The following is a 23,512-nucleotide window of genomic DNA, read 5'->3' as shown; positions in this document are numbered from 1 at the left end:
ATCCAAAAATGCGCCATATATTAGGGCTAATAACCTGTTGTCTGTTAATATGCAATACTATTACTTCCCAGACACCAAAGAATAGTTCTCCCGCAGATATCTACCACTCTATTGAAAAATTAAATTTTTTAGGTTCCGCTTTATACATTGCCGCCCACCCTGATGACGAGAATACTAGATTAATATCATACTTATCAAATAGCACTAATGCCAGAACGGGATATCTTTCATTGACGAGAGGTGATGGAGGTCAAAATTTAATCGGCTCTGAATTACGTGAACTTCTAGGCGTTTTACGAACACAAGAATTGCTTGCAGCTAGACGGGTTGATGGTGGTGAACAATTCTTTACACGTGCTAATGATTTTGGATATTCAAAACACCCTAGCGAAACTCTAGAAATATGGAATAAAGAGGCCATTTTAGGAGATGTAGTACAGGCAATTCGTAAGTTTAAACCTGATGTAATCATTAATAGGTTTGACCACAGAACTCCAGGTAGCACACATGGTCATCATACTTCATCGGCTATGTTAAGTTTTGAAGCCTTTGACCTTGCGAATGATGAAACTGCTTACCCTAATCAGTTAAAAACTTCTAGCACTTGGCAACCTAAGCGATTGTTTTTCAATACATCATGGTGGTTTTATGGAAGTGAAGAAAAATTCAAAAAAGCCGATAAATCCAAAATGCTTAATATGGATGTCGGTGTTTACTACCCAATGTTGGGCATGTCTAATAATGAAATAGCATCATTAGCCAGTAGTCAGCATTTATGCCAAGGTTTTGGAAGATTAAGTTCAAGAGGTTCTGAAAATGAATATATTGAGTTATTAAAAGGTGACTTGCCAGAAGATAAAAACAATATTTTTGATGGAATAGACACTAGTTGGTCGAGAATAAAAGGAGGTAAAGCTATTGGGGAAATTCTTTATGGGGTACAAGCTAACTTTAATTTTAAAAACCCAACGACACATTTACCTTCCTTATTAAAAGCATACCAGTTACTACAAAAAACTACCGATGAGCATTGGAAGGAGCTTAAGACAAAAGAATTAACTAATATAATAACTGCTATATCTGGCTTGTATTTAGAAGCTACAACAGAAACATCGTATACGAACCCAGGCGAGATGATTACTATTCAAATACAAGCTCTAAATAGAAGTTCTGTAAATGTCAAAATAAAATCATCTTATATTAATAGTCAAGATATAGCTATTAACGATATTGTTTTAAAGAATAACGAATCATTTGAGAAAAAAGCAAGTCTCAATATACCAACCTCTACTGAATTTACGAGTCCGTATTGGCTAATGGAAAAAGGAACACTTGGCACATATACTGTAAACAATAGCGCTTTAATAGGTAAGCCAGAAACACCAAGAGCTTTTAAAGTAACATTTAATCTAGATTTTAATGGCGTTGTAATACCAGTATCTAAGGCTGTAGTTTATAAGTATGCTAAACCCGAAAAAGGAGAAATATATCAACCTTTTGAAATAATACCAGAAGCTACTGCAAGTTTTGCTGATAAGGTTTTAATATTTGCTGATGCCTCTGAAAAAAGAATTCCTGTAATTATAAAGGCACATAAAGACAGTATTTCAGGGACTATCGAATTAAAATATGGTTCAGGGTGGAAAGTTGACAAAACATCTCAACCCTTTTTTATAGCTAAGAAAGGTGATGAAAAAACAGTTTATTTCAAATTAAGTCCACCAGCTTCTGAAAATGAAAACACTATCTCCCCTATCATTAAATTAAATGGTAATGAAATTACGAAGGAGTTAGTAACTATTTCTTATGACCATGTTCCTACCCAAACAGTACTACTGCCGTCAGAGGCAAAAGTAGTACGCCTAAACATACAAAAGGCAGGAGATAATATTGGCTATATTATGGGTGCTGGTGATGAAGTACCCACTAGTTTAGAACAAATTGGGTACAATGTTCAAATAATCGACCCAACTACAATTACAGCAGAATCATTGGCAAAATATGATGCAGTTGTACTAGGTATACGTGCATATAATGTTGTAGATGCCTTAAAATTCAAACAACGTTTTATACTTGATTATGCTAAAAATGGTGGCACTGTTATTGTGCAATATAACACAGCAAGTAGATGGGGTAATCAATTTGAAAATATAGCACCATATGAACTAGAAATTTCTAGAGATCGTGTTACTAATGAAAATTCTGATGTAGAAATTATAGCTAAAGATAATTCGTTAGTTAATTTTCCTAACGAAATTAATCAAGATGATTTTAAAGGATGGGTTCAGGAGCGAGGATTATATTTCCCTAATAAATGGAGTTCAGAATTCACTCCTATTCTTAGCATGCACGATAAAGACGAAGAAATTACAAAAGGTAGCCTATTAATTGCCCCTTACGGAAAGGGAAACTATATTTATACCGGACTTAGCTTTTTTAGAGAATTACCTGTTGGTGTACCAGGAGCTTATAAATTATTCTCTAATATGCTTTCGGTAGGCAAGGATAAAGTGGAAGTTAAAGGGAAAATAAAAGGATGAAAACAGAACGCGACGAAAACACAACTTGGAAAAAAGAGTACACTATCCTACTGGTGCTCAACACAATATATATTCTTATTTTCTATTACATTATGACATCATTCAACTAATATGGGAGGATTAGATTGGATTATTCTGGCCAGCACCTTACTCTTTATAGTTATATACGGAGTGTGGAAAACTAAAGGAAGCAAGAACGTCGACGATTACGTACGTGGTGGTAACGACTCTAAATGGTGGACCATTGGTTTATCTGTAATGGCCACACAAGCAAGTGCAATCACTTTTTTATCGACACCAGGTCAAGCATTTCATGATGGAATGGGCTTTGTGCAATTTTACTTTGGCCTTCCTATTGCCATGATTATTATATGTTTGGTATTCGTTCCGTTGTACCATAAAATGAAGGTCTACACGGCATACGAATTTCTTGAAAATAGATTTGATCTTAAAACTAGATCCTTAACTGCTGTTTTATTTTTAATTCAAAGAGGTTTAGCCGCCGGTATTACAATTTTCGCTCCTTCTATAATTCTCTCTGCCGTATTGGGTTGGGATTTGCGTACCCTAAACGTTATTATAGGAACCCTAGTAATCATATATACTGTTTCGGGAGGAACAAAAGCTGTTAGCGTTACGCAAAAGCAGCAGATGTTCATTATTATGACCGGTATGTTCATCACTTTCTTTTTCATTTTAGGTTATCTACCATCAGATATAACCTTCAGTAAAGCAATGAAAATAGCAGGCGCCAGTAATAAACTTGACATTTTGAATTTCGATTTAGATACTTCTAGCCGATATACATTCTGGAGTGGTATTACAGGTGGTTTGTTTTTATTTCTAGCATATTTTGGCACTGACCAAAGTCAAGTACAACGCTACTTATCCGGTAAATCCGTTAGAGAAAGTCAATTAGGCCTTGTTTTCAATGCCATTTTAAAAATTCCGATGCAGTTTTTCATTCTATTGGTCGGTGTTATGGTATTTGTATTTTACCAGTATAATCCTTCTCCATTGAACTTTAATCCATCAGCTACGCAAGCGGTAATGAAATCGCCTTATGCAGATGATTATAAGCTTTTGCAAGAAGGACAAGTTGCTTTAGAAGCTGAAAAAAGAATTGCTCAAAACAAATTTTCATCGGCTCTGGAAATAAAAGAATATACTGCGGTTGAAGAAGCGAAGCAACAAATAATTCGTATCAATCAAAAAGATAGTACCAATCGTATTGCCGCTAAATCATTGATAAGCCAAGCAAATGATGTGGTAGAAACAAATGATAAGGATTATGTTTTCATCCATTTTATACTAAATAATTTACCGACCGGTTTGGTGGGGTTATTATTAGCCGTAATACTTTCTGCTGCCATGTCATCCACAGCGTCTGAACTCAATGCACTCGGCACCGTCACAGCTTTAGATTTATATAAGCGAAATATGACCCGTAATTTAACTGAGGCCCATTATGTTAAGGCATCAAAGTACTTTACGCTATTATGGGGTATAGTGGCAATTTCCATAGCTAGTGTTGCCAATCTATTTGATAATTTGATACAATTAGTAAATATCATAGGCAGTATCTTTTATGGTAATGTATTAGGCATTTTTCTAATTGCTTTCTTTTTTAAATTCATAAAAGGAAATGCCGTATTCTTTGCTGCTGTTGTTACTCAAATTATTATTTGTATAATCTATTATTACTTAATTCACATATACCCTTCTGGCCAAGAAAAACTAGGTTATTTATGGCTTAACTTTATTGGCGCCGCAATGGTAATACTTATTTCATTTGTGTTTGAAGCGTTTGATAGAATGTTGAAAAAACCACTTCCTACAGTTCAATGAAACAAGTTTATTTTACCTAAAAATTAATGGTACATAAAACAATTATTTCTTTTTTTAAAGAGAACTATAATAGCAACCCACTTTTATTTAAAGCTCCGGGTCGTATAAATCTTATAGGTGAGCATACCGATTACAATGAAGGTCTTGTACTACCAGCTTCTATCGAAAAGGGTATCTACTTTGCAGTTTCAGGTAACAATGATGATACAATTAGAATAGAAGCTTTTCTCACCCAAGCGGAGAAAATAGAATTCGCCTTAAATGGTACTCATAAAAAGTTCAATTCTTTTTGGGGAAATTATTTTAAAGCAATCATAGAAATTCTTATTTCTGAAAATTACCCTATAAAAGGGATGAATTGCGTTTTTGGTGGTGATATTCCTATTGGCTCAGGACTTTCCTCATCTGCTGCACTCTGTTGTGGTTTTATTTATGCCTTAACAAAGATTTCAGGTAAAGAAATTTCACGTGAAGATATTGCCTTAATAGCACAAAAAGCAGAACATAAAATCGGACTAAATTGTGGTTTGATGGATCAGTATGCTGTTCTCTTTGGAAAAAAAGGAAATGCATTCTTCTTAGACTGTAAAGATTTAAGTCATAGTTATATTCCTATAAATTTGAATGGGTATAGTTGGGTATTGGTGAATTCGAATATAAAACACAACCTTGCTGTAGATTCAGAATATAACAAAAGACGTATTTCTTGCGAAAACATAGTTAAAGAGGTAAAACTGTTAAAGCCCGAAGTTAATTCGCTTCGTGATGTTACACTAAAAGATTTACAAAGCGTTGCTGAAAATAGCGATGCTATAGATATTAAAAGGGCCAAATACGTAATCGAAGAAAATGAGCGCGTACACCAAATGATGAAAGCCTTAACAGAGGGCGATGCACAAGCCGTAGGAAGAATTTTGAAAGAAGGTCATTGGGCAATGTCAACTCAATATGAAATAACCACTCCAGAATTAGATGCTCTAGTAAAAATTGGAGAAGATTTAAATGGTATTCTAGGCTCTAGAATGATGGGTGGCGGCTTTGGAGGTTGTACCATTAACCTTATTGAGACTACTAAATTAGACTCAAGCATTTCTTCATTACTAGAAGCTTATAAAAAAGAAACTAATATCGAAGCCGAGTATTACCATTTAGCTATTGATGATGGTGTTAAAGTATTTTCATAATATTTATTTTTTTACAAAAAAAGTCCGTGTATAAATTATACACGGACTTTTCATATATCTAAAGGTTACTAATTACTTAGAACCCCACTCTTTTAATGAATCATTGTTCATTTTAATATAATCATTGTTACCTGCTTCAGTAGCACCTGCTAATGATTTTTTAGCAGCCTCAATGGCTCCCTTTTTATCACCTGCTTTTGCTAAAATTAAAGATTGTTGTCTAAACTGCCAAAATGCTGGTTTTTCAGTCATTGATATTGCTTTGCCCATCCATTCTTTAGCTTTGTTAATATCCTTACCTTCACTTGAATAATAAACTGCAGCTGCATAATAATCATCAGCTGTAGGTCCGTTTAAAGCTTTATCAATACTTTGCATAACCGTAGCGTCTGTAGGCACAGTGAAAGGAACAGCTACATAAGTATTCTCCCAAATAATTCCGATACTCGCACCATTGCTCATTACGTCGTCAACCGTTATAGTAAAAGTTTCAACTGGCATATCCATTTTATAAACAGGTACAGATAAACTTGCGACTACTTTACTTTCTTCCCACTTGCTTGGCGTACCACCACCAACGATATCTGTGTAAAAGAAAACTTCCCAATTAGAAGCTCCTGGTTTTGTGAATATTGAATAAGTGCCGGCTTTTACTTCTTTACCACCAATAGTTACATCGGTATCAAAAGTAATTTTAGTGTATGCATTTGCACCAGTTCTCCATAATTTATCGAAAGGAACTAGGTTACCATATACTTCTCTACCTCTCATGTTAGGTCTAGAATAATCTATCATCACCTCTGTTAAGCCCACAGTTTGCATCAATTTAGCAGATGGACTTGGGGCAGGTGTATTTATTTGTGCCTCAACAGTAAGTGAAGCTACAATTGCCAATAAAAAAAGTACTACTTTGTTCATAATTTTTGTTGATTAGTTTATAATGGTAAAACTAATTATAAACAATCTGCAGAAATGTTAATAAATTCTTAAATACCTAAGGACCTTTATTCTAATAGACTGCGAAAGGTTTTGCTATTACGCCATCCTCAAGATATAATGCCAAATAATAAATCGAAGTCTCCAAATTTTTCGATATAATACCTTTCTTTCCAATCTCACCATCGTTTTTCCAAACTTGCCTACCTAAAACATCAAATATTATTTGCCCATATACTATCTTGTTGGTAGATAAAGTATAGTGATATTGATTCGTAGAGTTATCCTTAAAAATAACAAGCTTGTCATTTTCTTCTGTATTCTCAGGATTAGGAGTTTCCGGTTCAGGATTCTCAGGTTCTTCTGGTGTCTCAGGCTCTTCAGGAATACTAGGTTCTTCTGGCACCTCCGGTTCCTCAGGGTTACCAGGTTCTTCTGGTTCTTCTGGGTTTTCAATTTCTGTGTCAGGAATTTGAAATGAAAACAATCTTGAAGATGACTCTATGGTCGGGCTTTGTCTCGAGTAATATTCTGAAGAAAAGAAATAGTTATTTGCATTTGTTTGAGTTAGTCCTTCAGATTGAACAAAGTTTAATCCCAGTGATTGTTGTGTATATCCATCGAAAATAGAATTAAAATCAAGATGCTCTACAATGCCAATAAATGGACTTAAAATAGATGAGTATCCAATAATAACCAATCTATTCGATTCTGAATCATAGGTTGCATCGGTAACTAATCCTATATTTTCAGAAGCTCCGACCCTACTCGCTACATGTGTTCCCGGAAATTTAGACATTTCATAGGCAACAGAACCGAGGCTCTGCCATTGTTTTGTCAAAATTACTATTCTATCATCGATAACAAAAAATGCTTCAGCATCCCAGTCACTATTTCCATTATTTATGAAGTCTTGTTGGTCTTCGTATGAGAAATTAATGGTGGTGGCAGTAACAATATTAGAGTTCAAATAGTCTTCCTTTACTATTATATGAATTGCTAAATCAGTTCGTGTACCAACATTATTACCAAAATCACCTATGTAAATATATTCATCATCTTGAGAAATTGCTTCCCAATCAATATTGTCAACATTACTTATGGTAACTCTTCTTTGAATAGATAGCGTTAAAGTATCTAACTCATACAAAACAGCTTGATTACCAGAGTCATTATGGGTAACTAAGCGTTCATTAAAATAAATTAAACCCGAAGTTTCAAAAATCTCATTCGTCAACTCACCAACGGTTTGTATATTCTCTTGTCCAGACACTTGATATGACAGAATGAAAAGAAAAACAAGTACGATTTGTTGTAGAATAACTTTCATAGATGCAAAATAAACGACAAAAATTATAAATAGCTGTATATAAGCGACCTAAATTAATATTAATCGATAAAGTCTGTCATTTTTGGAGAAAATACACTCCAATTTAATTATTGTTTAACTAATTTTAATTTTAATTAAACAAAAATTGATTCTATCTTTGTTAAAATTACAAATATGAAACTATATCAATTACATTCTAAACAAGCTTTGCCTATTACAAAGAGTGAAGCTTGGGGTTTTCTTTCGAATCCTGCGAATTTAAAAGTTATTACTCCAGAACACATGGGGTTTCATATTTTGTCGGGTGCAGATAGACCAATGTTTCCTGGTCAAATCATACAATATAAAGTTTCCCCTTTCCCAGGATACAGCACAAAATGGGTAACAGAAATTACCCATGTAAATGAAGGCAATTACTTTGTTGATGAACAACGATTTGGCCCTTACGCCCTTTGGCATCATAAACACTTTATTAAAGAAATTGATGGAGGCGTAGAAATGGAAGATATCATTGATTACAAAATTCCTTTTGGCATTTTAGGGCGAATAGCACATCCTATTTTCGTGAAAAAACAATTGTTGGAGATATTCAAACACCGTGAACAAAAATTAAAAGAACTATTCGGAACATTAGAAGGTGTTCCAAATGAACTTACATTAAAATCATTTTAAATGAAAAACATTTTACTTATTGGTGGATCGCACGGCATTGGCCTTTCTATCGTTGAAGAACTTCAAGAAACACATAAAATATATGTTGCATCTCGTACAGATGATTCATTAATACATGACAATGTAATTCATATTCAATTTGATGCCACAACAGATGAATTAGATGTTTCAAAGCTTCCCGAAAAAATTGACGGATTTGTATATTGCCCTGGAAGCATTAATCTAAAACCTTTTAAAATGATGAGTTTAGAGACTATAAAAGAAGATATGGAACTCAATTTCTTTTCATTGGTAAAGGTTGTAAAGGCAATAATAACAAGAATGGATGAAGGTTCTAGTATGGTATTCTTTAGTACCATTGCAGTTGGTACTGGTATGCCATTTCACACGAGTGTAGCTGCCGCAAAAGGTGCTATTGAAGGTTTTGCTAAGTCAATGGCTGCAGAATACGCACCAAAAATAAGAGTGAACGTAATTGCCCCTTCGTTGGTTGATACACCGTTAGCTAAAAGACTATTGAATAACGACAAGAAAAGAGAAATGATGAATGAACGCCATCCTTTAAAAAGAGTCGGTAATTCAGAAGATATTGCCAACAGCGCAGTATTTTTATTAAGTGATAAAAGCACATGGATTACAGGTCAAATTATCGGAGTCGATGGCGGACTTTCTACATTAAATATCAACTAAATGTCAAAAAAAGAAATATCGCTTTTCTGGTTTAGAAGAGATCTTAGGTTAGATGACAATGTTGGTTTTTTAGAAGCATTGAAAAGTGATTATCCAGTTCTTCCTGTTTTTATATTTGATAAGGATATTTTATCTAAACTACCAAAAGATGATGCTCGGGTAACCTTTCTACATAATACTATCCAGACCATGTGTATTCAACTTCAAAAAGAGAATAATAGCTCAATAGCCATGTATGATGGTAAGCCTTTGGATATTTTAAAAAGAATAACTGAAGAATATGATGTAAAACAAATCTTCACCAATAGAGATTATGAGCCTTATGCAAAAAAACGAGATACTCAAGTAGCGGAATTCTCTTTAGAAAAAAATATTGAATTCAAAACTTTTAAAGATCAAGTTATTTTTGAAAAATCTGAAATTGTTAAAGGTGATGGTGAACCTTATGTTGTATTTACGCCGTATAAAAACAAATGGAAAGAAAATTTTAAAGCTAACAATGATTTAAAGATTCACTCTACAAATAAGCATTTATCAAACCTAATAGAAAACAAAAGCCTTCCTAATTTGTCATTACGTGATATTGGTTTTATAAAATCTAAAATTGAGATTCCAGAATACAATGTAACCCCTACTCTTATTGACAATTATGAAGATACTCGGAATTTTCCAGCTAAAGAGAATGGCACATCTCATTTAGGTCCGCATTTGCGTTTTGGAACTGTTTCTATACGCAAAATGATGAAAAAGGCTATTGCGGAAGAAAACGAAGTATTCTGGAGTGAGTTAATTTGGAGAGAATTTTTCATGTCTATTCTTTGGCATTTCCCCCATACTGTCCATAATGCTTTTAGAGCTAAATATGATCGTATTGAATGGAGAAATAATGAAGATGAATTTGAGAAATGGAAAAATGGAGAAACAGGCTATTTATTAGTCGATGCAGGTATGCGAGAATTGAATACAACAGGATACATGCACAATAGAGTTCGCATGTTGGTGGCCAGTTTTCTATGCAAACATTTATTGATAGATTGGCGTTGGGGTGAAACTTATTTTGCCGAAAAATTATTGGATTATGAATTGAGTTCTAATGTCGGTAATTGGCAATGGGCTGCTGGTACTGGTGTTGATGCAGCTCCATACTTTAGAATCTTCAATCCGATGACCCAAGTTGATAAATTTGACAAGAAAAAAGAATACATCAAAAAATGGATTCCAGAATACGATACAACCGATTACCCAGAAAAAATGGTAGATCATAAGTTGGCTAGAGAACGATGCTTAGAGACCTATAAACAGGCTTTGAGTTAAGTTTTATTTTGCCAATTGGCGATCTAACTCTTGTTGACTTACGACTCTTCTTTTAAGTATATTCACATAACTTAATGCTTCCTTATTACCATAGTCGGTATATGCTTTTGAGGCAAATTCAATCGCTTTATTTAGATTTCCATTTATTTCATTGCTTATCGCCATATTATAAAAGGCTCTACCAGCTATTTTGCTTTTTGGATTATTTAGTTCTGAATTCCATAATTCTGCCGCACCATCCCAGTTTCCTGTTTGGGCTCGTCTTTTGGCAATTTCAAAATTGTTACTTCCTTTTACAAAATAATCCCTTGCAATACGTATATGCTCAGGTTTAGTAAAAAGCGCATAATTTGTACCCAAATCAGAACTTACGCTTAAAACTGCTTCTTTTCTATTCACAATAGCTTCTAAAGCCTTAACAGGATTTATCCCTTCACCTTTAGAAAAAACTTGATCATTTGAAACATATTGGTCTACAATAGTCCTGTCCGCAGGATCATACACACGCCAACCATTTTTTATAACTGTATTCAACTTAATTCTATGACCTGGTATTTCTGCCACTATACCTAAATCATTGGGTATCCTAACTGTGGTCATTTCATAATCTGCAGCGGTATCCGTATCATAAAATTCTAAAGAGAATAATACATCTACTCCATTCTCTTTACATATTTGGTCAACAATTTCCCAAGAAAGAGCAGCAGGAAAAACACCTAATCCTTTTTCAAAATCTTTTTGACTTTCAATAATTTTAACAACTTCAAAACGGTTTCCTCGCTCTAGTTCATATCTAAGACCAGAAATTGCATTTACAGCTCCTTCCTTATCCAGATTAAGTCCTTCCAGGGATAATATTTTATCGATTTTATCTAATATTCTATTATTTTCAGAAGCGCTACTCCTATTGATAATACCAATACTTGCTACGTCAGAAGGTATTGAAACTTGAGCTGGTTGGGTTACACCCATTGTCAACCTATTGGTCGAACTACAAGCAATAATTGAAATTGATGCGAAGGTCAACAATGATTTAAAAACCAAATTTTTCATAATTCAAAAAAAATTAAAATATAACGATTTGATTATTAACGAAAAATGAGACTTTAAATTATATAATTGATAAGCTTTTGCTGATTTAATATTTAAATAATTAATATTCAAATTAAAAAATAAAGACATACTAATTAGAGTGAAGCATGTATCAAATAGTACTTTTAATTAAAGCGTGTAATTCGTTATATTTACTCTGATAATATTTCTAACGCTCTACTTCCATAACGAATTAGAGTAATCTACTAACCAACTTTACCTAAAATGAAAAACATCTTTCTATTAACGCTCTGTTTGTGCATGAGTGTTACGGTTTTTTCTCAGAAAATGAGCAAAGACAAAAATTTTATTATTTCTTCCGTTGAAAAGCACAAAGCGGAGCTTATCAAAATAAGTGATTCTATTTGGGCACTTGCCGAAACTGCTTTTGACGAAAATGAATCTTCGAGAATTTTGGCCGATTATGCTGAAAAAAACGGTCTTACGGTAACAAGAGGTGTTGCTGATATCCCAACAGCTTTTACAGCTACTTATGGTTCTGGAAGCCCAGTCATTAGTATACTAGGTGAATTTGATGCTTTGCCCGGTATCTCACAAAAAACAAGTCCAATAAAAGAACCTTTTAAGGAAGGTGCTGCTGGTCATGGTTGTGGTCATAACATGTTCGGTACAGCCAGTCTAGGTTCTGCCATTGCTATTAAAGAGTTAATGGATGCTGGAAAAATAACTGGTACTGTGAAATTTTTAGGTACACCTGCTGAAGAGAAATACTTCGCAAAAGTTTGGATGGTAAAAGCCGGTCTTTGGGATGACGTCGATGTAAATGTAAGCTGGCACCCATCTGCTGGTATTGAGGCTGATGTTCAGAGCGGATTATCGCTCATTGATTTTATCGTTGAATTTTATGGACAAGCCGCACATGCTTCTATGGATCCTTGGAATGGACGTAGTGCTTCAGATGCATTAGAATTATACACTACAGGAATAAACTATTATAGAGAACATATTTTACCAACTTCTAGAATTCATTATCATATACAAGATGGTGGTCAGGTAGTAAATGTGGTACCAGATTATGCTAAACTTTGGGTTCGTGTTAGAGATCCAAAGAGATCAAAAATGTTACCGACTTATGAACGTGTAAAAGCAATGGCGGAAGGTGCTGCTATTATGGCCGATGTCGATTACAAAATATCATTGGTTTCTGGAATATATGAAACCTTGGTAAACCGTTCTGGTGGAGAAATAATGCAGAACAACCTTGAACTGCTAGGGCCAATTACCTATACCGAAGAAGAAACTGTATTTGGTAAGGCAATACAAAAAGCAACTGGCAAACCTGAACTTGGGATGGATGGTACCGTTCACCCTTTAAAGGAAACGGAAGAAAACCCTGGTGGTGGTTCTACCGATGTAGGTGATGTAAGCTGGAATGTACCAAACATTAACTTAGGAGTTTCGGTTGCACCAACAGGTACACCATGGCACTCATGGGCAGTAGTTGCTTGTGGAGGCATGTCAATAGGACATAAAGGTATGATTCATGCATCGAAAGCCATGGCGATGACAATGTTAGACCTTTTTCAAAATCCTAAATTAGTTTCCAAAGTAAAAGAAGAGTTTAAAACTCGAAAAGGAGATGAAGTTTATGAACCAATGATCGAAGGTCCTCCACCTTTAGATGGTGAATAAAATAAGTAATAAAAAAGTAGCTATCTTAATCGATAGCTTCTTTCATTTTTAAGTAACTTGAAAGTTCAAAATCACACTTTAAAAATGAAAAATTTAATATTACTGGTTCTCTTTATATCCGGTTCATTCGCATCTGCACAATCCTTCGATTTTCAATATGACCATTATTCTCTTATTGTAAAAGATTTAGATAAGGTAGGTGCATTTTATAAAAACATATTGAACCTAAAAGAAATTCCGCACCCTTCAGCCCCATCAGGGTTTAAATGGTTTGTAATTCAAGGAAATTCACAATTACATTTAATTGGCAAAGATAGTGTAGCGATGGAGCATAGTAAAAGTGTTCACCTTTGTTTAGCTACACAAAAACTAGATGAACTTATTACTTATCTAGAAGAAAAAAATATAACGTATTGGGATTGGCCCGGTAAAGAGAATTCGGTTACTCTTAGAGCCGATGGTGTTCGTCAGATTTACTTAAAAGACCCTGAAAGCAATTGGGTAGAAATAAACAACGCAGCGCATTAATTTAAGTATAAATTAAATTTCATAACCCTATGAAAAGTGATATCAAGCAAATATTCAAATTAGATTTTCCATGGCAAACTCAAGATCCCTTTCTATTTTGTGTATATCACTTAGACCACTACCCAAAAGGAAACGGAGAGCTTGGTCCTGTTGATTCTTTAGAAGGTAGAAATCTTGGTAATGATTTTATAGTGAAAGATGGATGGCGAATGTATCATGGAACAGCTATACCTGGTTTTCCTGCACACCCACATCGAGGTTTTGAAACAATAACTATTGCAAACAAAGGTTTTTGTGATCATTCCGATTCTTTAGGTGCTGCTGGCCGTTTTGGCGAGGGAGATGTACAGTGGATGACGGCAGGTAGCGGTGTTCAACATTCTGAAATGTTTCCATTGCTACATACCGAAAAGGAAAATACACTAGAACTTTTTCAAATTTGGTTGAACTTACCTAAAAAAAATAAGTTTGTCGATCCACATTTTAAAATGTTGTGGCATGAAGATATTCCTATCTTAAATTTAGAAGGAGGAACAATCAAAATAGTTTCTGGTAATTTCAATAATCAAATCGCACCTGACTCTGCTCCAGATTCTTGGGCTGCAGAGAGCGAAAATGAAGTTGCTGTTTGGTTAATCAAAATAAATGCCAACGGGACAATTAAGTTACCAAAAGCAGGTAATGATACTGTTCGAACCATCTATTTTTATGAAGGTGATTCTTTAAATATATCGGGAGAACTTATTCATCCAAATCATGGTATTGAAGTTGATGCATCTAAGGAAATTGAATTAAAAGCGAGTACAAGTGAAGTTAAAATATTAGTTCTACAAGGCAAACCAATAAATGAACCTGTTGCTAAATATGGTCCGTTTGTAATGAATACCGATAAAGAGTTGCAAGACGCGATGGAAGAATTTAGACTAACACAATTTGGTGGTTGGCCTTGGAGAAACCCTGACCATGTTCATGAGGCAAACCGTGGCAGGTTTGCAAAATATCCTGACGGAACTATAGTAGAAAAGTAAATGCTCGAAAAAATCCGTTTAATATGTGATAGTGGTTTACTGGTTTTGATATGGATAGTTCAACTAATCATTTATCCTAGTTTCTCTTATTATAAACATGAAGACCTATACCATTGGCATGAAACCTACATTAAAAGAATTGCTATAATCGTAATACCCCTAATGTTCGGTCAATTGATTGCGACCGGTTTACAAGTATATTATAATCAAGATTTTTATACGCTAGCCAGTGCTTTATTGGTCATTGGAGTCTGGGTGATAACTTTTACTGTATTTGTACCATTACATAAAAATATTTCCAATAAAAATTCCGTTCAATTATCTATAGAAAAACTAAAACTCCATAATTGGCTAAGAACCATATTATGGAGTTTAATATTTTTATTAACGTTCTATATTACACTTAGATTCTAACAATCTTAGCTCCAATAGCGCGTAATCTTTCATCTATATTCTCGTAACCACGATCAATTTGTTCAATATTATGAATAGTAGACGTTCCTTTTGCAGATAGTGCTGCAATCAATAAAGAAACACCCGCTCTAATATCTGGTGAAGTCATAGTAGTCGCTTTCAATGTCGATTTGAAATCATGACCAATTACGGTTGCTCTATGTGGATCACATAGAATAACCTTAGCTCCCATATCTAACAACTTATCCACAAAAAACAATCGACTTTCGAACATTTTTTGATGAATGAGCACCTCTCCTCTAGCCTGTGTAGCTACAACCAAAATAATACTCAACAAATCTGGTGTTAAGCCTGGCCATGGAGCATCGGCAATGGTTAATATAGAACCATCGATATAGTTTTGTATTTCATAACCATCCTTATGCATGGGTATATAAATATCATCACCCTTACGTTCTAACGTAATTCCTATTTTTCTGAATACAGTTGGTATTTGACCTAAATCATCCCAACTAACATCTTTAATGGTCAATTCACTTTTAGTCATGGCCGCTAATCCAATCCAGCTACCAATCTCAATCATATCAGGAAGCATTCGGTGATCAGTACCACCAAGTTTTTCAACACCATCAATAACTAATAGATTAGATCCTACGCCAGTAATTTTAGCCCCCATTCTATTCAGCATTTTACATAATTGCTGTAAATAGGGTTCACATGCAGCATTATAAATAGTTGTTTGACCTTCAGCAAGAACGGCTGCCATAACAATATTGGCCGTTCCTGTTACAGAGGCCTCATCTAACAACATATAAGTACCAATCAACTTCTCGGCTTCTACACCGTAGAAATATTCTTCACGATTATAGCGAAACTTTGCACCTAATTTTATAAAACCTTCAAAGTGAGTATCTAAACGTCTTCGTCCAATTTTATCACCACCTGGTTTAGGTATATACCCCTTACCAAAACGTGACAATAATGGTCCTACGAGCATAATAGAACCTCGAAGCCCTCTACCGTCTTCCTTAAATTGATCAGACTGTAAATAATCCAAATTAACATCGTCAGCCTTAAAAGTATAGGAGCCTTTGCCTTTCTTTTGAATTTTAACGCCTAAATCCTCTAATAGAGATATAAGCTTATTTACATCAACAATATCAGGAATGTTGTTGATTGTTACTTTTTCATCTGTAAGTAATACGGCGCAAAGTATTTGAAGTGCTTCGTTCTTTGCTCCTTGAGGCGTTATTTCACCAGATAATTGGTGGCCTCCTTCAATTTTGAATGTTCCCATCTAGAGAAGTGGAAATTTAATAGCGTTTCTTACCGCGGTTATTATTATTATTTCTTTGATTTTTCTTGCCAGAACTTGCTGCCCTTGGTGTTTTAGCAACACGATTTTTAAGGAACTGTCCGCTGTCGGTTAAACTTTCACCCTCTGCAGCTAAATCTATACGACCATCACTTAAATCGAATAAATGTTTAAAAATGGCATTATCATCAACCACATCTTTGTTCCAATTCAAATAACATTTTTTCATATGATTGGCGATGGCATATTCCAAGCCAGAGCGTTTATCACCTTTTTCCCATTCTACTGCCACATCAACCATACGCTTGATATTATTTCCGTAAAATCTGTACTTAGGAAAATTCTGTGGATATTCTAAGGGCTCAGGTCTTTCACTCAAACTCTCTTTCGAGGTGATTGGAAATGGTGATTCTACCTCCAATTTAAAATCGGACATAATGAATAATTGATCCCAAAGTTTATGTTGAAAATCGGGCACATCACGTAAATGAGGCTGTAAATTACCCATTACGCTAATTATGGCTTGCGCTACTTTATTACGTTCAACTGGATCTTCTATAGAAACGGCATGATCTACCATTTTTTGGAAGTGACGCCCATACTCTGGTATAATTAAATGCGAACGTTCTGTATTATATTCTAGGTTTTCTACTAATTGCAAATTGATTTTTTTTACTTATTGTATTGAAGAAGTATTCTTATAACGATGCCAATTTAATAAAATTATAGATGAAATGCTATTTTACAAGGAGATTACCCCTTCAATTTCCCCTACTTCCTTATATTTTTTAATGACTTCATCTGGACTACTCAAATTTACTGTAATAGAAACACTCGTATATTTTCCATTTTTCGATTTTTTTGAGTTAATTACTGCTCCCATATTATCGAATATTTTATGAATTTGGTCAACCTTATCCGTATCACTCTTTACAATAAATTTATAAAGATAATTTGAAGGCCATTCGGAGGTAGCCGCTAATTGTTCTTTTAATTTTTTATAAAACTCTACTGGGTTATTTTCGTCCATGACTTCTATTTTACACAAAGATAAGTGTATTGAACCAGTTTTTTAATACTCTTGATTTACGTACTTTTGTCTGAATATTATATGAGTTTGAGCAACAAAAGAATTGTTATAACAGGCGGACCAGGAACAGGTAAGACCGTATTGATTTCATCACTTGAGGAAAATGGTTTTCACTGTTTTCACGAAGTGATAAGAACAATGACGTTAGATGCACTCAACGGCAAACCAGCAGATGAGTTACTTGTAAACCCCATAGATTTTGTCGACGATGCCAAGAGTTTTAATGATGAATTAATAAGTGCACGTTTAAAACATTTTATTAGCGGCGAGAATACAGATAAAAAGCATTTATTTTATGATCGTGGTTTACCTGATGTAATTGCTTACATGAATTACTTCAAACAACCAATTGAAAAAAGATATACTGATTTATGTCTTGATAATCGATACGACGAAGTATTGATTTTACCACCTTGGAAAGATATCTACGTTCAGGATAATGAACGTATGGAAAATTTTGAACAAGCTTGTGGTATTCATGAACATCTTGAAAAAACATACATTAAACTAGGTTATAAACCAATAGAAGTACCTTTTGGAACGATAGACAATCGTTTACAATTTGTAATAGACCTTATAGAAAAAATAGGTGAATAATACACCGAAAGACATCTTATCAGAATATTGGGGCTATGATAGTTTTAGAGGCTCTCAAGAAGAAATCATCAACGCTATTGTTAATGGTCAAGATGTTTTAGGATTATTACCAACCGGTGGCGGTAAATCTTTATGTTTTCAAGTACCTGCATTAATGAAAGATGGTATTTGCATTGTCATCTCCCCTTTAATTGCATTAATTGAGAATCAGGTAGATAATCTTCAAAAACGAGGTATAAAAGCCTTAGGGCTAAAAGGCGGACTCAAATTCAGCGAGGTCGATAAATTACTTGATAACTGCATTTACGGCAACTACAAATTTTTGTATTTGTCACCAGAACGGCTACAGCAAGAATTGGTTCAAGAAAGAATAAAAGGAATGAATGTTTCTTTATACGTTATCGATGAAGCACATTGTATTTCTCAATGGGGACATGACTTCAGGCCTGCATACTTAACTTGTTCCATATTGCGTGATTTACATCCAAATGTACCCATGGTAGCACTAACTGCTACAGCAACTAAAAGAGTTAGTGATGACATTATTGCGTCTCTAAATCTTCAAACCCCCTTAATTAAAAAAGATTCTTTTTTTAGAAAAAACATAGGTTTTGCAGTAATCCTGACCGAAGATAAAAACAATCAACTTAAGCAGTATTGTCGCCAAATAAATAACAGTGCAATTGTTTATGTTAGAAGCAGAAGAAAAGCTGAAGAAATATCTAGATATCTTTTAAAAGACGGACTAAAAGCAACTTTTTATCATGGTGGAATAGACCAAAAAACTAAAACCGAACGTCTAAATTTATGGTTGCACGATAAAGTGAATATTATGGTAGCCACAAATGCTTTTGGAATGGGAATAGATAAACCAGACGTTGAGCTGGTAGTTCATTTTCAAATACCAGATAGCATAGAGAATTACTTTCAAGAGGCAGGTCGTGTAGGTAGAAATGGGGCATCTTCAAAAGCAATTCTTTTAACCAATACCACTGATAAATTATTGGTTAAAAGACAATTTTTAGAAGTTTTGCCAGATGTAGCATATATAAAAACGATATATCGAAAACTGAATAACTACTTTCAAATTGGATATGGTGAATTTACCGAAACAAAATTTCAATTGAATTTCAATGAATTCTGTACTATATATAAATTGAATACATTTCTTACCTACAATGCTTTACTAATTTTAGACCGTAATTCAGTTATATCTTTATCTGAGAATTTCTCAAAAAAACATACAATTAAGTTTAAAACAGGTAAAGAGTCGCTTTATAGATACATTGCCCAAAATCCTAAATTAGAAGATTTTATAAAGGTAGTTCTTAGAACCTATGGTGGCCTTTTCGAATTTGATACGCAGATAAATACCTATCTATTAGGAAAAAAAATACACTTATCAGAAGCAAAAATACATTTGAATTTTGAGCAACTAGCAAAAGATGATATTATTGATTACACAAGTTCTACAAGCGATTTAGAGATATTGTTTCTAGTTCAAAGAGATGATGACCGAACCATAAACCGGTTTGCAAATATAATTGATGAACAAAATCAACTTAAAATTGAAAACGTTTCTAATATGCTTGCCTATATAGAAAATGTTACGATTTGTAGAAGCGTTCAACTATTACAATATTTTGGGGAAACTCAAAAAGGTGTGTGCGGTATTTGCGATGTGTGCATCAATAATAAACTGGGTAGTCACGATGTAATAAACACCAAATTAAAAATAATTCAATGCTTAAGAAACAATAAAGCAAATTCAAGAGAACTACAAGTACAATTAAATATTAATCAAGAAATAGTAATCACTGCTTTACAAGAATTGTTAGAAGAAAAGTACATTACCATAAATTCAATTAACGAATACGAACTTACATAACATGGAAGCATTAAGAATTATATTTATGGGCACTCCCGATTTTGCTGTAGGCATTTTGGATATGCTGGTAAAAAATGAGTATAATATCGTTGGAGTAATCACTGCCCCCGACAGACCAGCTGGTAGAGGCAGAAAATTAAATGAGTCTGCAGTAAAAAAATATGCTGTTGAAAATGATATCAATGTACTTCAGCCAACCAATCTGAAGAATGAAGAATTTCTTGAAACCTTAAAATCATTAAATGCCAACTTACAAATTGTTGTAGCCTTTAGAATGCTACCTAAAGTGGTATGGAATATGCCTAAATATGGAACTTTTAATCTTCATGCTTCACTTTTACCTCAGTATCGTGGTGCAGCACCGATAAATTGGGTTATTATTAATGGCGAAACAAAAACAGGTGTTACAACCTTCTTCATTGATGAGAAAATAGATACGGGTGCTATCATATTACAAGATGAAACTTCAATTGAAAAAACTGATAATGCAGAAGACCTTCACGATAGATTAATGCATTTAGGTGCAAAAACAGTTTTAAAAACTGTAGAGCGAATTCAAAACGATAATTTTGAAACTACCAAGCAATCAAATAATGAAGATTTAAAGGTTGCTTATAAGATACATAGAGAAACGTGTGAAATAGATTGGAACAAACCTATTGAAGACATTTATAACTTTATTCGAGGTCTTAGCCCATACCCTGCAGCGTGGACCACTTTAGAAAATGCTGATTCGAAAATCATTACTAAAATTTACAAAGCCAACATATTACTTGAACACCATAATTTAGAAATTGGAACGTTAGTTTTCGACAAAAAAGAAATGAAGGTTGCTGTTCAGGAAGGATACTTGAATTTAGAAGAAATTCAGCTTCAAGGAAAAAAAAGAATGCAAGTGAAAGATCTACTTAATGGCTTAAATTTAGAAGAAAATGCCAAAATGAGGTGAAGCCCCGTTGTCATTGGGCTGCGAGAAATGTAAAAAAACACCTACTTTATCAACAAACACGCTGAGTTATCAACAAAACAAGGGATTTCCCCTTGTTTTACTTGTGTTCGTCATAAATCCATATAAATTTGTTAGTAGGTATAAATTTTTTAATCACAATTAATTAATCACATTATGAACAAAACAGAATTGATCGATGCAATGGCAGCTGACGCTGGCATCACAAAAGCTGCGGCTAAAAAGTCATTGGAATCTTTCTTGGGAAATGTTGAAAATTCCCTTAAAAAAGGAGATAGAATTTCTTTAGTAGGTTTCGGTTCTTGGTCCGTATCTAAAAGAAATGCAAGAGAAGGTAGAAACCCATCAACTGGAAAAACTATCCAAATTGCTGCTAAAAATGTAGTTAAGTTTAAAGCAGGTGCTGATTTAGGCAAAGCTGTAAACTAATTTTACATAGATAATTTAATAAAAGCGCCTTTTTTGGGCGCTTTTTTGTTTCTAAGTTTTTGCATTTAAGAGGATTTGTCTTACTTTAGAAATATAATCCTATATAATTAATGATCATTTTAAAACCAACCAAAGGTAAATTACTTATTGCTGAGCCTTCGCTAACAGGTGATGTTTCTTTTAATAGATCTGTAGTTTTGTTGGCAGAACATAGTAATGAAGGTTCTGTAGGTTTTATTTTGAATAAGCCATTAGAATATCTAATTAATGAATTGGTGACTGAAATTCAAATACCCTTTCAGGTATATAATGGAGGCCCAGTTGAACAAGACAATTTATATTTCATACATAAGGTACCTCACTTGATAGATAACAGCGTTGAAATATCTGATGGGATATATTGGGGTGGAGACTTTGAAACTACCGTAGAACTCATTAATAAAGAAATTATTTCTGAAGATGATATTCGATTTTTCTTAGGATATTCAGGCTGGTCATCACTGCAACTCGACGAAGAACTCTCTTCAAGATCATGGATCGTGATTGAGAATGAGCATGAAAGTAGAATTATACAGAAGGCAGCGAATGCCTTTTGGAAAGAAAACATGATACAATTAGGAGGAGATTATTTACTTTGGTCTAACGCTCCAGAAAATCCTAGTTTAAACTAAACAGTTTTACTTATAGACATTCTTGCAGCCGCATTTAACTTGCCTATTAATTTTTTCACAATAGAATTGGTAAAATATTTCTTTCTATATTTTGTAATAGAAATTATCCCTTCAATACTATTGACCGCAAACAATTCGTCTGCTTTTTGAAGTTCAAAAGGTGAAATACTTAGTTCTTGCAATTCATAATCTTCTAGTTTTATAATAATATCCATCAATTTTTTTCTAAGAATACCATTTAAACAACCATCGGATAATGGTGGAGTTTTAATTACATTTTTATTTACAAGAAAGATATTTCCCTTTAACGTCTCAACAACTTGTTTTGACTCATTTAAAAGTAAACAATCTTGATAATCATTTTCCTGAGCATAAATACCCCCAACAACATTTAAAATTTTATTGTTCGTATCTAGATTAGAAAGCATGCTAGAATTCTTATAAAAATCTTTGAACAGCTCTATTTCATAGTCCTCTTCCTCTAAAATATAGAAAGGATTCGGCAATATTGAAGTTGTAATGATATAAGAAATACTATTATTAGCTAGTACGTCATTGTTTCTAAATACAGTAAATTTTACACGCTTGGTTTGTTTTAAATCTACATTTGAGACCGTTTTAAGTATCTCTTCTTCCATAAATTCCATGGTAAAATTCATTGGTATTTCCATTCGAAGAAGACGCATAGATGACATTAATCTTAAATAATGTTCTTCTAAAAAAATAACATCACCCGTAACTACACGTAATTCTTCAAAAACGGCATCACCCAACTGCAAACCTCTATTCTTTGCATCTAGAATTTTATCATCCTCATTAAGAAGTTCTCCATTAAAATTAAACATAAAAAAAGCCTTAAAAAATTAAGGCTCAAAGATACTGTAAATTAGAGTATTTCTAAGAAGAACCCAGCACCTGCTTTAAATCAGATACTTGATTGGTCCAAAGCATTTTAGATTCCTCAACCTCATCATCTTCGGCAAAATCTGTTATGAACAAAGAAACATCTTTTGTGATTTCGTCGACAATTATTTTCATTTCAAAATAAGTATCGTCTTCTGCTTCTTCCCAAGCGAAACGAACAAAATCGTCGGTTTTTCTTTTTAATAATTTAGCTTCTTCTTCAGCTCCGTCCCAAATAAAGGTAAACTTCTCACCTCTGGAATTAACATTATCTGCAAACCATTCTGATAAGCCAGAAGGTGTTGCCAAATATTGATATAACATTTGTGGTGAAGACTGTATTACAAACTCTATTTCAAATTTTATTTTATCGCTCATTTTCCTACTACTTTAGGCCGAGCAATATATATATTTCTAAATGAT

The 23,512-nt window shown here is 33.8% G+C and carries 23 protein-coding genes; 15 read left to right on the top strand and 8 right to left on the bottom strand.

The genetic code is table 11. The features are described 5' to 3' along the window. Positions 1-8 precede the first annotated feature (8 nt). From AAC084_RS11520 to galK, 3 genes are all read left to right on the top strand, one after another. On the top strand, positions 9-2,540 hold the full coding sequence (locus AAC084_RS11520; protein WP_339840336.1) for a PIG-L family deacetylase: 2,532 nt from the start codon (positions 9-11) through the stop codon (positions 2,538-2,540). Between the two features lie 111 nt (positions 2,541-2,651). Next, complete coding sequence (locus AAC084_RS11515; RefSeq protein ID WP_339840335.1) at positions 2,652-4,388, top strand: sodium:solute symporter; 1,737 nt, start codon at positions 2,652-2,654, stop codon at positions 4,386-4,388. A 26-nt stretch (positions 4,389-4,414) separates the two neighbouring features. Then, a complete protein-coding gene (gene galK, locus AAC084_RS11510) occupies positions 4,415-5,572 on the top strand; it encodes a galactokinase (protein ID WP_339840334.1) in 1,158 nt (385 codons plus the stop codon). A 72-nt stretch (positions 5,573-5,644) separates the two neighbouring features. Here the strand turns inward: galK and AAC084_RS11505 are convergent, their stop codons facing one another. After that, a complete protein-coding gene (locus AAC084_RS11505) occupies positions 5,645-6,490 on the bottom strand; it encodes a DUF2911 domain-containing protein (RefSeq protein ID WP_339840333.1) in 846 nt (281 codons plus the stop codon). A gap of 91 nt (positions 6,491-6,581) precedes the next feature. Next, positions 6,582-7,838, bottom strand: a complete 1,257-nt coding sequence (locus tag AAC084_RS11500; protein WP_339840331.1) for a hypothetical protein — start codon at positions 7,836-7,838, stop codon at positions 6,582-6,584. Between the two features lie 174 nt (positions 7,839-8,012). Here AAC084_RS11500 and AAC084_RS11495 point away from each other — a divergent pair, with 174 nt between their 5' ends. From AAC084_RS11495 to AAC084_RS11485, 3 genes are read left to right on the top strand one after another with little or no spacing between them, the layout of a single operon-like run. Continuing rightward, positions 8,013-8,510 (top strand): SRPBCC family protein, encoded by a 498-nt coding sequence (locus AAC084_RS11495; protein ID WP_339840330.1) that lies wholly within the window; start codon positions 8,013-8,015, stop codon positions 8,508-8,510. Further along, positions 8,511-9,200 (top strand): SDR family oxidoreductase, encoded by a 690-nt coding sequence (locus AAC084_RS11490; RefSeq protein WP_339840329.1) that lies wholly within the window; start codon positions 8,511-8,513, stop codon positions 9,198-9,200. Beyond that, complete coding sequence (locus tag AAC084_RS11485; RefSeq protein ID WP_339840328.1) at positions 9,201-10,514, top strand: deoxyribodipyrimidine photo-lyase; 1,314 nt, start codon at positions 9,201-9,203, stop codon at positions 10,512-10,514. A gap of 3 nt (positions 10,515-10,517) precedes the next feature. On the opposite strand, the gene AAC084_RS11480 is transcribed toward AAC084_RS11485, so the two are convergent. After that, positions 10,518-11,567, bottom strand: a complete 1,050-nt coding sequence (locus AAC084_RS11480; protein WP_339840327.1) for a DUF6340 family protein — start codon at positions 11,565-11,567, stop codon at positions 10,518-10,520. A gap of 264 nt (positions 11,568-11,831) precedes the next feature. Here AAC084_RS11480 and AAC084_RS11475 point away from each other — a divergent pair, with 264 nt between their 5' ends. The 4 genes from AAC084_RS11475 to AAC084_RS11460 all read left to right on the top strand — a co-directional run bounded on the left by AAC084_RS11475 (position 11,832) and on the right by AAC084_RS11460 (position 15,229). Continuing rightward, positions 11,832-13,259 (top strand): amidohydrolase, encoded by a 1,428-nt coding sequence (locus AAC084_RS11475; protein ID WP_339840325.1) that lies wholly within the window; start codon positions 11,832-11,834, stop codon positions 13,257-13,259. A gap of 84 nt (positions 13,260-13,343) precedes the next feature. Further along, the gene (locus AAC084_RS11470; RefSeq protein ID WP_339840324.1) at positions 13,344-13,787 is read left to right on the top strand and encodes a VOC family protein; all 444 of its coding nucleotides are present in this window, start codon (positions 13,344-13,346) and stop codon (positions 13,785-13,787) included. Between the two features lie 29 nt (positions 13,788-13,816). After that, positions 13,817-14,815, top strand: a complete 999-nt coding sequence (locus tag AAC084_RS11465) for a pirin family protein (RefSeq protein WP_339840323.1) — start codon at positions 13,817-13,819, stop codon at positions 14,813-14,815. After that, positions 14,816-15,229 carry a hypothetical protein gene (locus AAC084_RS11460; protein ID WP_339840322.1) on the top strand — a complete coding sequence of 138 codons (414 nt, stop codon included), beginning with the start codon at positions 14,816-14,818 and terminating at the stop codon, positions 15,227-15,229. It begins immediately after the preceding gene. Here the strand turns inward: AAC084_RS11460 and murA are convergent. From murA to AAC084_RS11445, 3 genes are all read right to left on the bottom strand, one after another. Beyond that, positions 15,219-16,526: a UDP-N-acetylglucosamine 1-carboxyvinyltransferase gene (gene murA / locus AAC084_RS11455; RefSeq protein ID WP_339840320.1), complete on the bottom strand. Its 1,308-nt coding sequence runs from the start codon at positions 16,524-16,526 to the stop codon at positions 15,219-15,221. The genes AAC084_RS11460 and murA overlap by 11 nt on opposite strands. A gap of 16 nt (positions 16,527-16,542) precedes the next feature. Beyond that, positions 16,543-17,205, bottom strand: a complete 663-nt coding sequence (locus AAC084_RS11450) for a DUF4290 domain-containing protein (RefSeq protein WP_339840319.1) — start codon at positions 17,203-17,205, stop codon at positions 16,543-16,545. A gap of 81 nt (positions 17,206-17,286) precedes the next feature. Further along, positions 17,287-17,574 (bottom strand): DUF493 family protein, encoded by a 288-nt coding sequence (locus tag AAC084_RS11445; RefSeq protein WP_339840318.1) that lies wholly within the window; start codon positions 17,572-17,574, stop codon positions 17,287-17,289. An 87-nt stretch (positions 17,575-17,661) separates the two neighbouring features. On the opposite strand from AAC084_RS11445, the gene AAC084_RS11440 reads away from it, so the two are divergent. The 5 genes from AAC084_RS11440 to AAC084_RS11420 all read left to right on the top strand — a co-directional run bounded on the left by AAC084_RS11440 (position 17,662) and on the right by AAC084_RS11420 (position 22,186). Then, positions 17,662-18,231 carry an ATP-binding protein gene (locus AAC084_RS11440; protein WP_339840317.1) on the top strand — a complete coding sequence of 190 codons (570 nt, stop codon included), beginning with the start codon at positions 17,662-17,664 and terminating at the stop codon, positions 18,229-18,231. Continuing rightward, positions 18,224-20,119 carry a RecQ family ATP-dependent DNA helicase gene (locus AAC084_RS11435; RefSeq protein WP_339840316.1) on the top strand — a complete coding sequence of 632 codons (1,896 nt, stop codon included), beginning with the start codon at positions 18,224-18,226 and terminating at the stop codon, positions 20,117-20,119. The genes AAC084_RS11440 and AAC084_RS11435 overlap by 8 nt, the downstream gene beginning before the upstream one ends. Position 20,120: 1 nt before the next feature. Further along, positions 20,121-21,068, top strand: coding sequence for a methionyl-tRNA formyltransferase (gene fmt, locus AAC084_RS11430; protein ID WP_339840315.1), 948 nt, complete (start codon positions 20,121-20,123; stop codon positions 21,066-21,068). A gap of 174 nt (positions 21,069-21,242) precedes the next feature. Further along, positions 21,243-21,515 (top strand): HU family DNA-binding protein, encoded by a 273-nt coding sequence (locus AAC084_RS11425; protein WP_027066835.1) that lies wholly within the window; start codon positions 21,243-21,245, stop codon positions 21,513-21,515. 110 nt (positions 21,516-21,625) lie between these two features. Then, a complete protein-coding gene (locus AAC084_RS11420; protein WP_339840313.1) occupies positions 21,626-22,186 on the top strand; it encodes a YqgE/AlgH family protein in 561 nt (186 codons plus the stop codon). Here the strand turns inward: AAC084_RS11420 and AAC084_RS11415 are convergent. Together AAC084_RS11415 and AAC084_RS11410 are read right to left on the bottom strand one after the other, a co-directional pair. Then, a complete protein-coding gene (locus AAC084_RS11415; RefSeq protein WP_339840312.1) occupies positions 22,183-23,031 on the bottom strand; it encodes an aminotransferase class IV in 849 nt (282 codons plus the stop codon). The genes AAC084_RS11420 and AAC084_RS11415 overlap by 4 nt on opposite strands. A gap of 52 nt (positions 23,032-23,083) precedes the next feature. After that, positions 23,084-23,467 carry an START-like domain-containing protein gene (locus tag AAC084_RS11410; protein ID WP_339840311.1) on the bottom strand — a complete coding sequence of 128 codons (384 nt, stop codon included), beginning with the start codon at positions 23,465-23,467 and terminating at the stop codon, positions 23,084-23,086. Positions 23,468-23,512: the final 45 nt, after the last annotated feature.

This window comes from uncultured Maribacter sp., assembly GCF_963977385.1.
Taxonomy (GTDB): Bacteria; Bacteroidota; Bacteroidia; order Flavobacteriales; family Flavobacteriaceae; genus Maribacter.
This window is presented reverse-complemented; position numbering and strand designations above follow the sequence as displayed.

What these genes read in the sequence shown, in the direction of transcription:
- AAC084_RS11520 (WP_339840336.1), top strand. Translation starts at nt 9, where the DNA reads ATGCGCCATATATTAGGGCTAATAACCTGTTGTCTGTTAATATGCAAT.
- AAC084_RS11515 (WP_339840335.1), top strand. Translation starts at nt 2,652, where the DNA reads ATGGGAGGATTAGATTGGATTATTCTGGCCAGCACCTTACTCTTTATA.
- galK (WP_339840334.1), top strand. Translation starts at nt 4,415, where the DNA reads ATGGTACATAAAACAATTATTTCTTTTTTTAAAGAGAACTATAATAGC.
- AAC084_RS11505 (WP_339840333.1), bottom strand. Translation starts at nt 6,490, where the DNA reads ATGAACAAAGTAGTACTTTTTTTATTGGCAATTGTAGCTTCACTTACT.
- AAC084_RS11500 (WP_339840331.1), bottom strand. Translation starts at nt 7,838, where the DNA reads ATGAAAGTTATTCTACAACAAATCGTACTTGTTTTTCTTTTCATTCTG.
- AAC084_RS11495 (WP_339840330.1), top strand. Translation starts at nt 8,013, where the DNA reads ATGAAACTATATCAATTACATTCTAAACAAGCTTTGCCTATTACAAAG.
- AAC084_RS11490 (WP_339840329.1), top strand. Translation starts at nt 8,511, where the DNA reads ATGAAAAACATTTTACTTATTGGTGGATCGCACGGCATTGGCCTTTCT.
- AAC084_RS11485 (WP_339840328.1), top strand. Translation starts at nt 9,201, where the DNA reads ATGTCAAAAAAAGAAATATCGCTTTTCTGGTTTAGAAGAGATCTTAGG.
- AAC084_RS11480 (WP_339840327.1), bottom strand. Translation starts at nt 11,567, where the DNA reads ATGAAAAATTTGGTTTTTAAATCATTGTTGACCTTCGCATCAATTTCA.
- AAC084_RS11475 (WP_339840325.1), top strand. Translation starts at nt 11,832, where the DNA reads ATGAAAAACATCTTTCTATTAACGCTCTGTTTGTGCATGAGTGTTACG.
- AAC084_RS11470 (WP_339840324.1), top strand. Translation starts at nt 13,344, where the DNA reads ATGAAAAATTTAATATTACTGGTTCTCTTTATATCCGGTTCATTCGCA.
- AAC084_RS11465 (WP_339840323.1), top strand. Translation starts at nt 13,817, where the DNA reads ATGAAAAGTGATATCAAGCAAATATTCAAATTAGATTTTCCATGGCAA.
- AAC084_RS11460 (WP_339840322.1), top strand. Translation starts at nt 14,816, where the DNA reads ATGCTCGAAAAAATCCGTTTAATATGTGATAGTGGTTTACTGGTTTTG.
- murA (WP_339840320.1), bottom strand. Translation starts at nt 16,526, where the DNA reads ATGGGAACATTCAAAATTGAAGGAGGCCACCAATTATCTGGTGAAATA.
- AAC084_RS11445 (WP_339840318.1), bottom strand. Translation starts at nt 17,574, where the DNA reads ATGGACGAAAATAACCCAGTAGAGTTTTATAAAAAATTAAAAGAACAA.
- fmt (WP_339840315.1), top strand. Translation starts at nt 20,121, where the DNA reads ATGGAAGCATTAAGAATTATATTTATGGGCACTCCCGATTTTGCTGTA.
- AAC084_RS11425 (WP_027066835.1), top strand. Translation starts at nt 21,243, where the DNA reads ATGAACAAAACAGAATTGATCGATGCAATGGCAGCTGACGCTGGCATC.
- AAC084_RS11420 (WP_339840313.1), top strand. Translation starts at nt 21,626, where the DNA reads ATGATCATTTTAAAACCAACCAAAGGTAAATTACTTATTGCTGAGCCT.
- AAC084_RS11415 (WP_339840312.1), bottom strand. Translation starts at nt 23,031, where the DNA reads ATGTTTAATTTTAATGGAGAACTTCTTAATGAGGATGATAAAATTCTA.
- AAC084_RS11410 (WP_339840311.1), bottom strand. Translation starts at nt 23,467, where the DNA reads ATGAGCGATAAAATAAAATTTGAAATAGAGTTTGTAATACAGTCTTCA.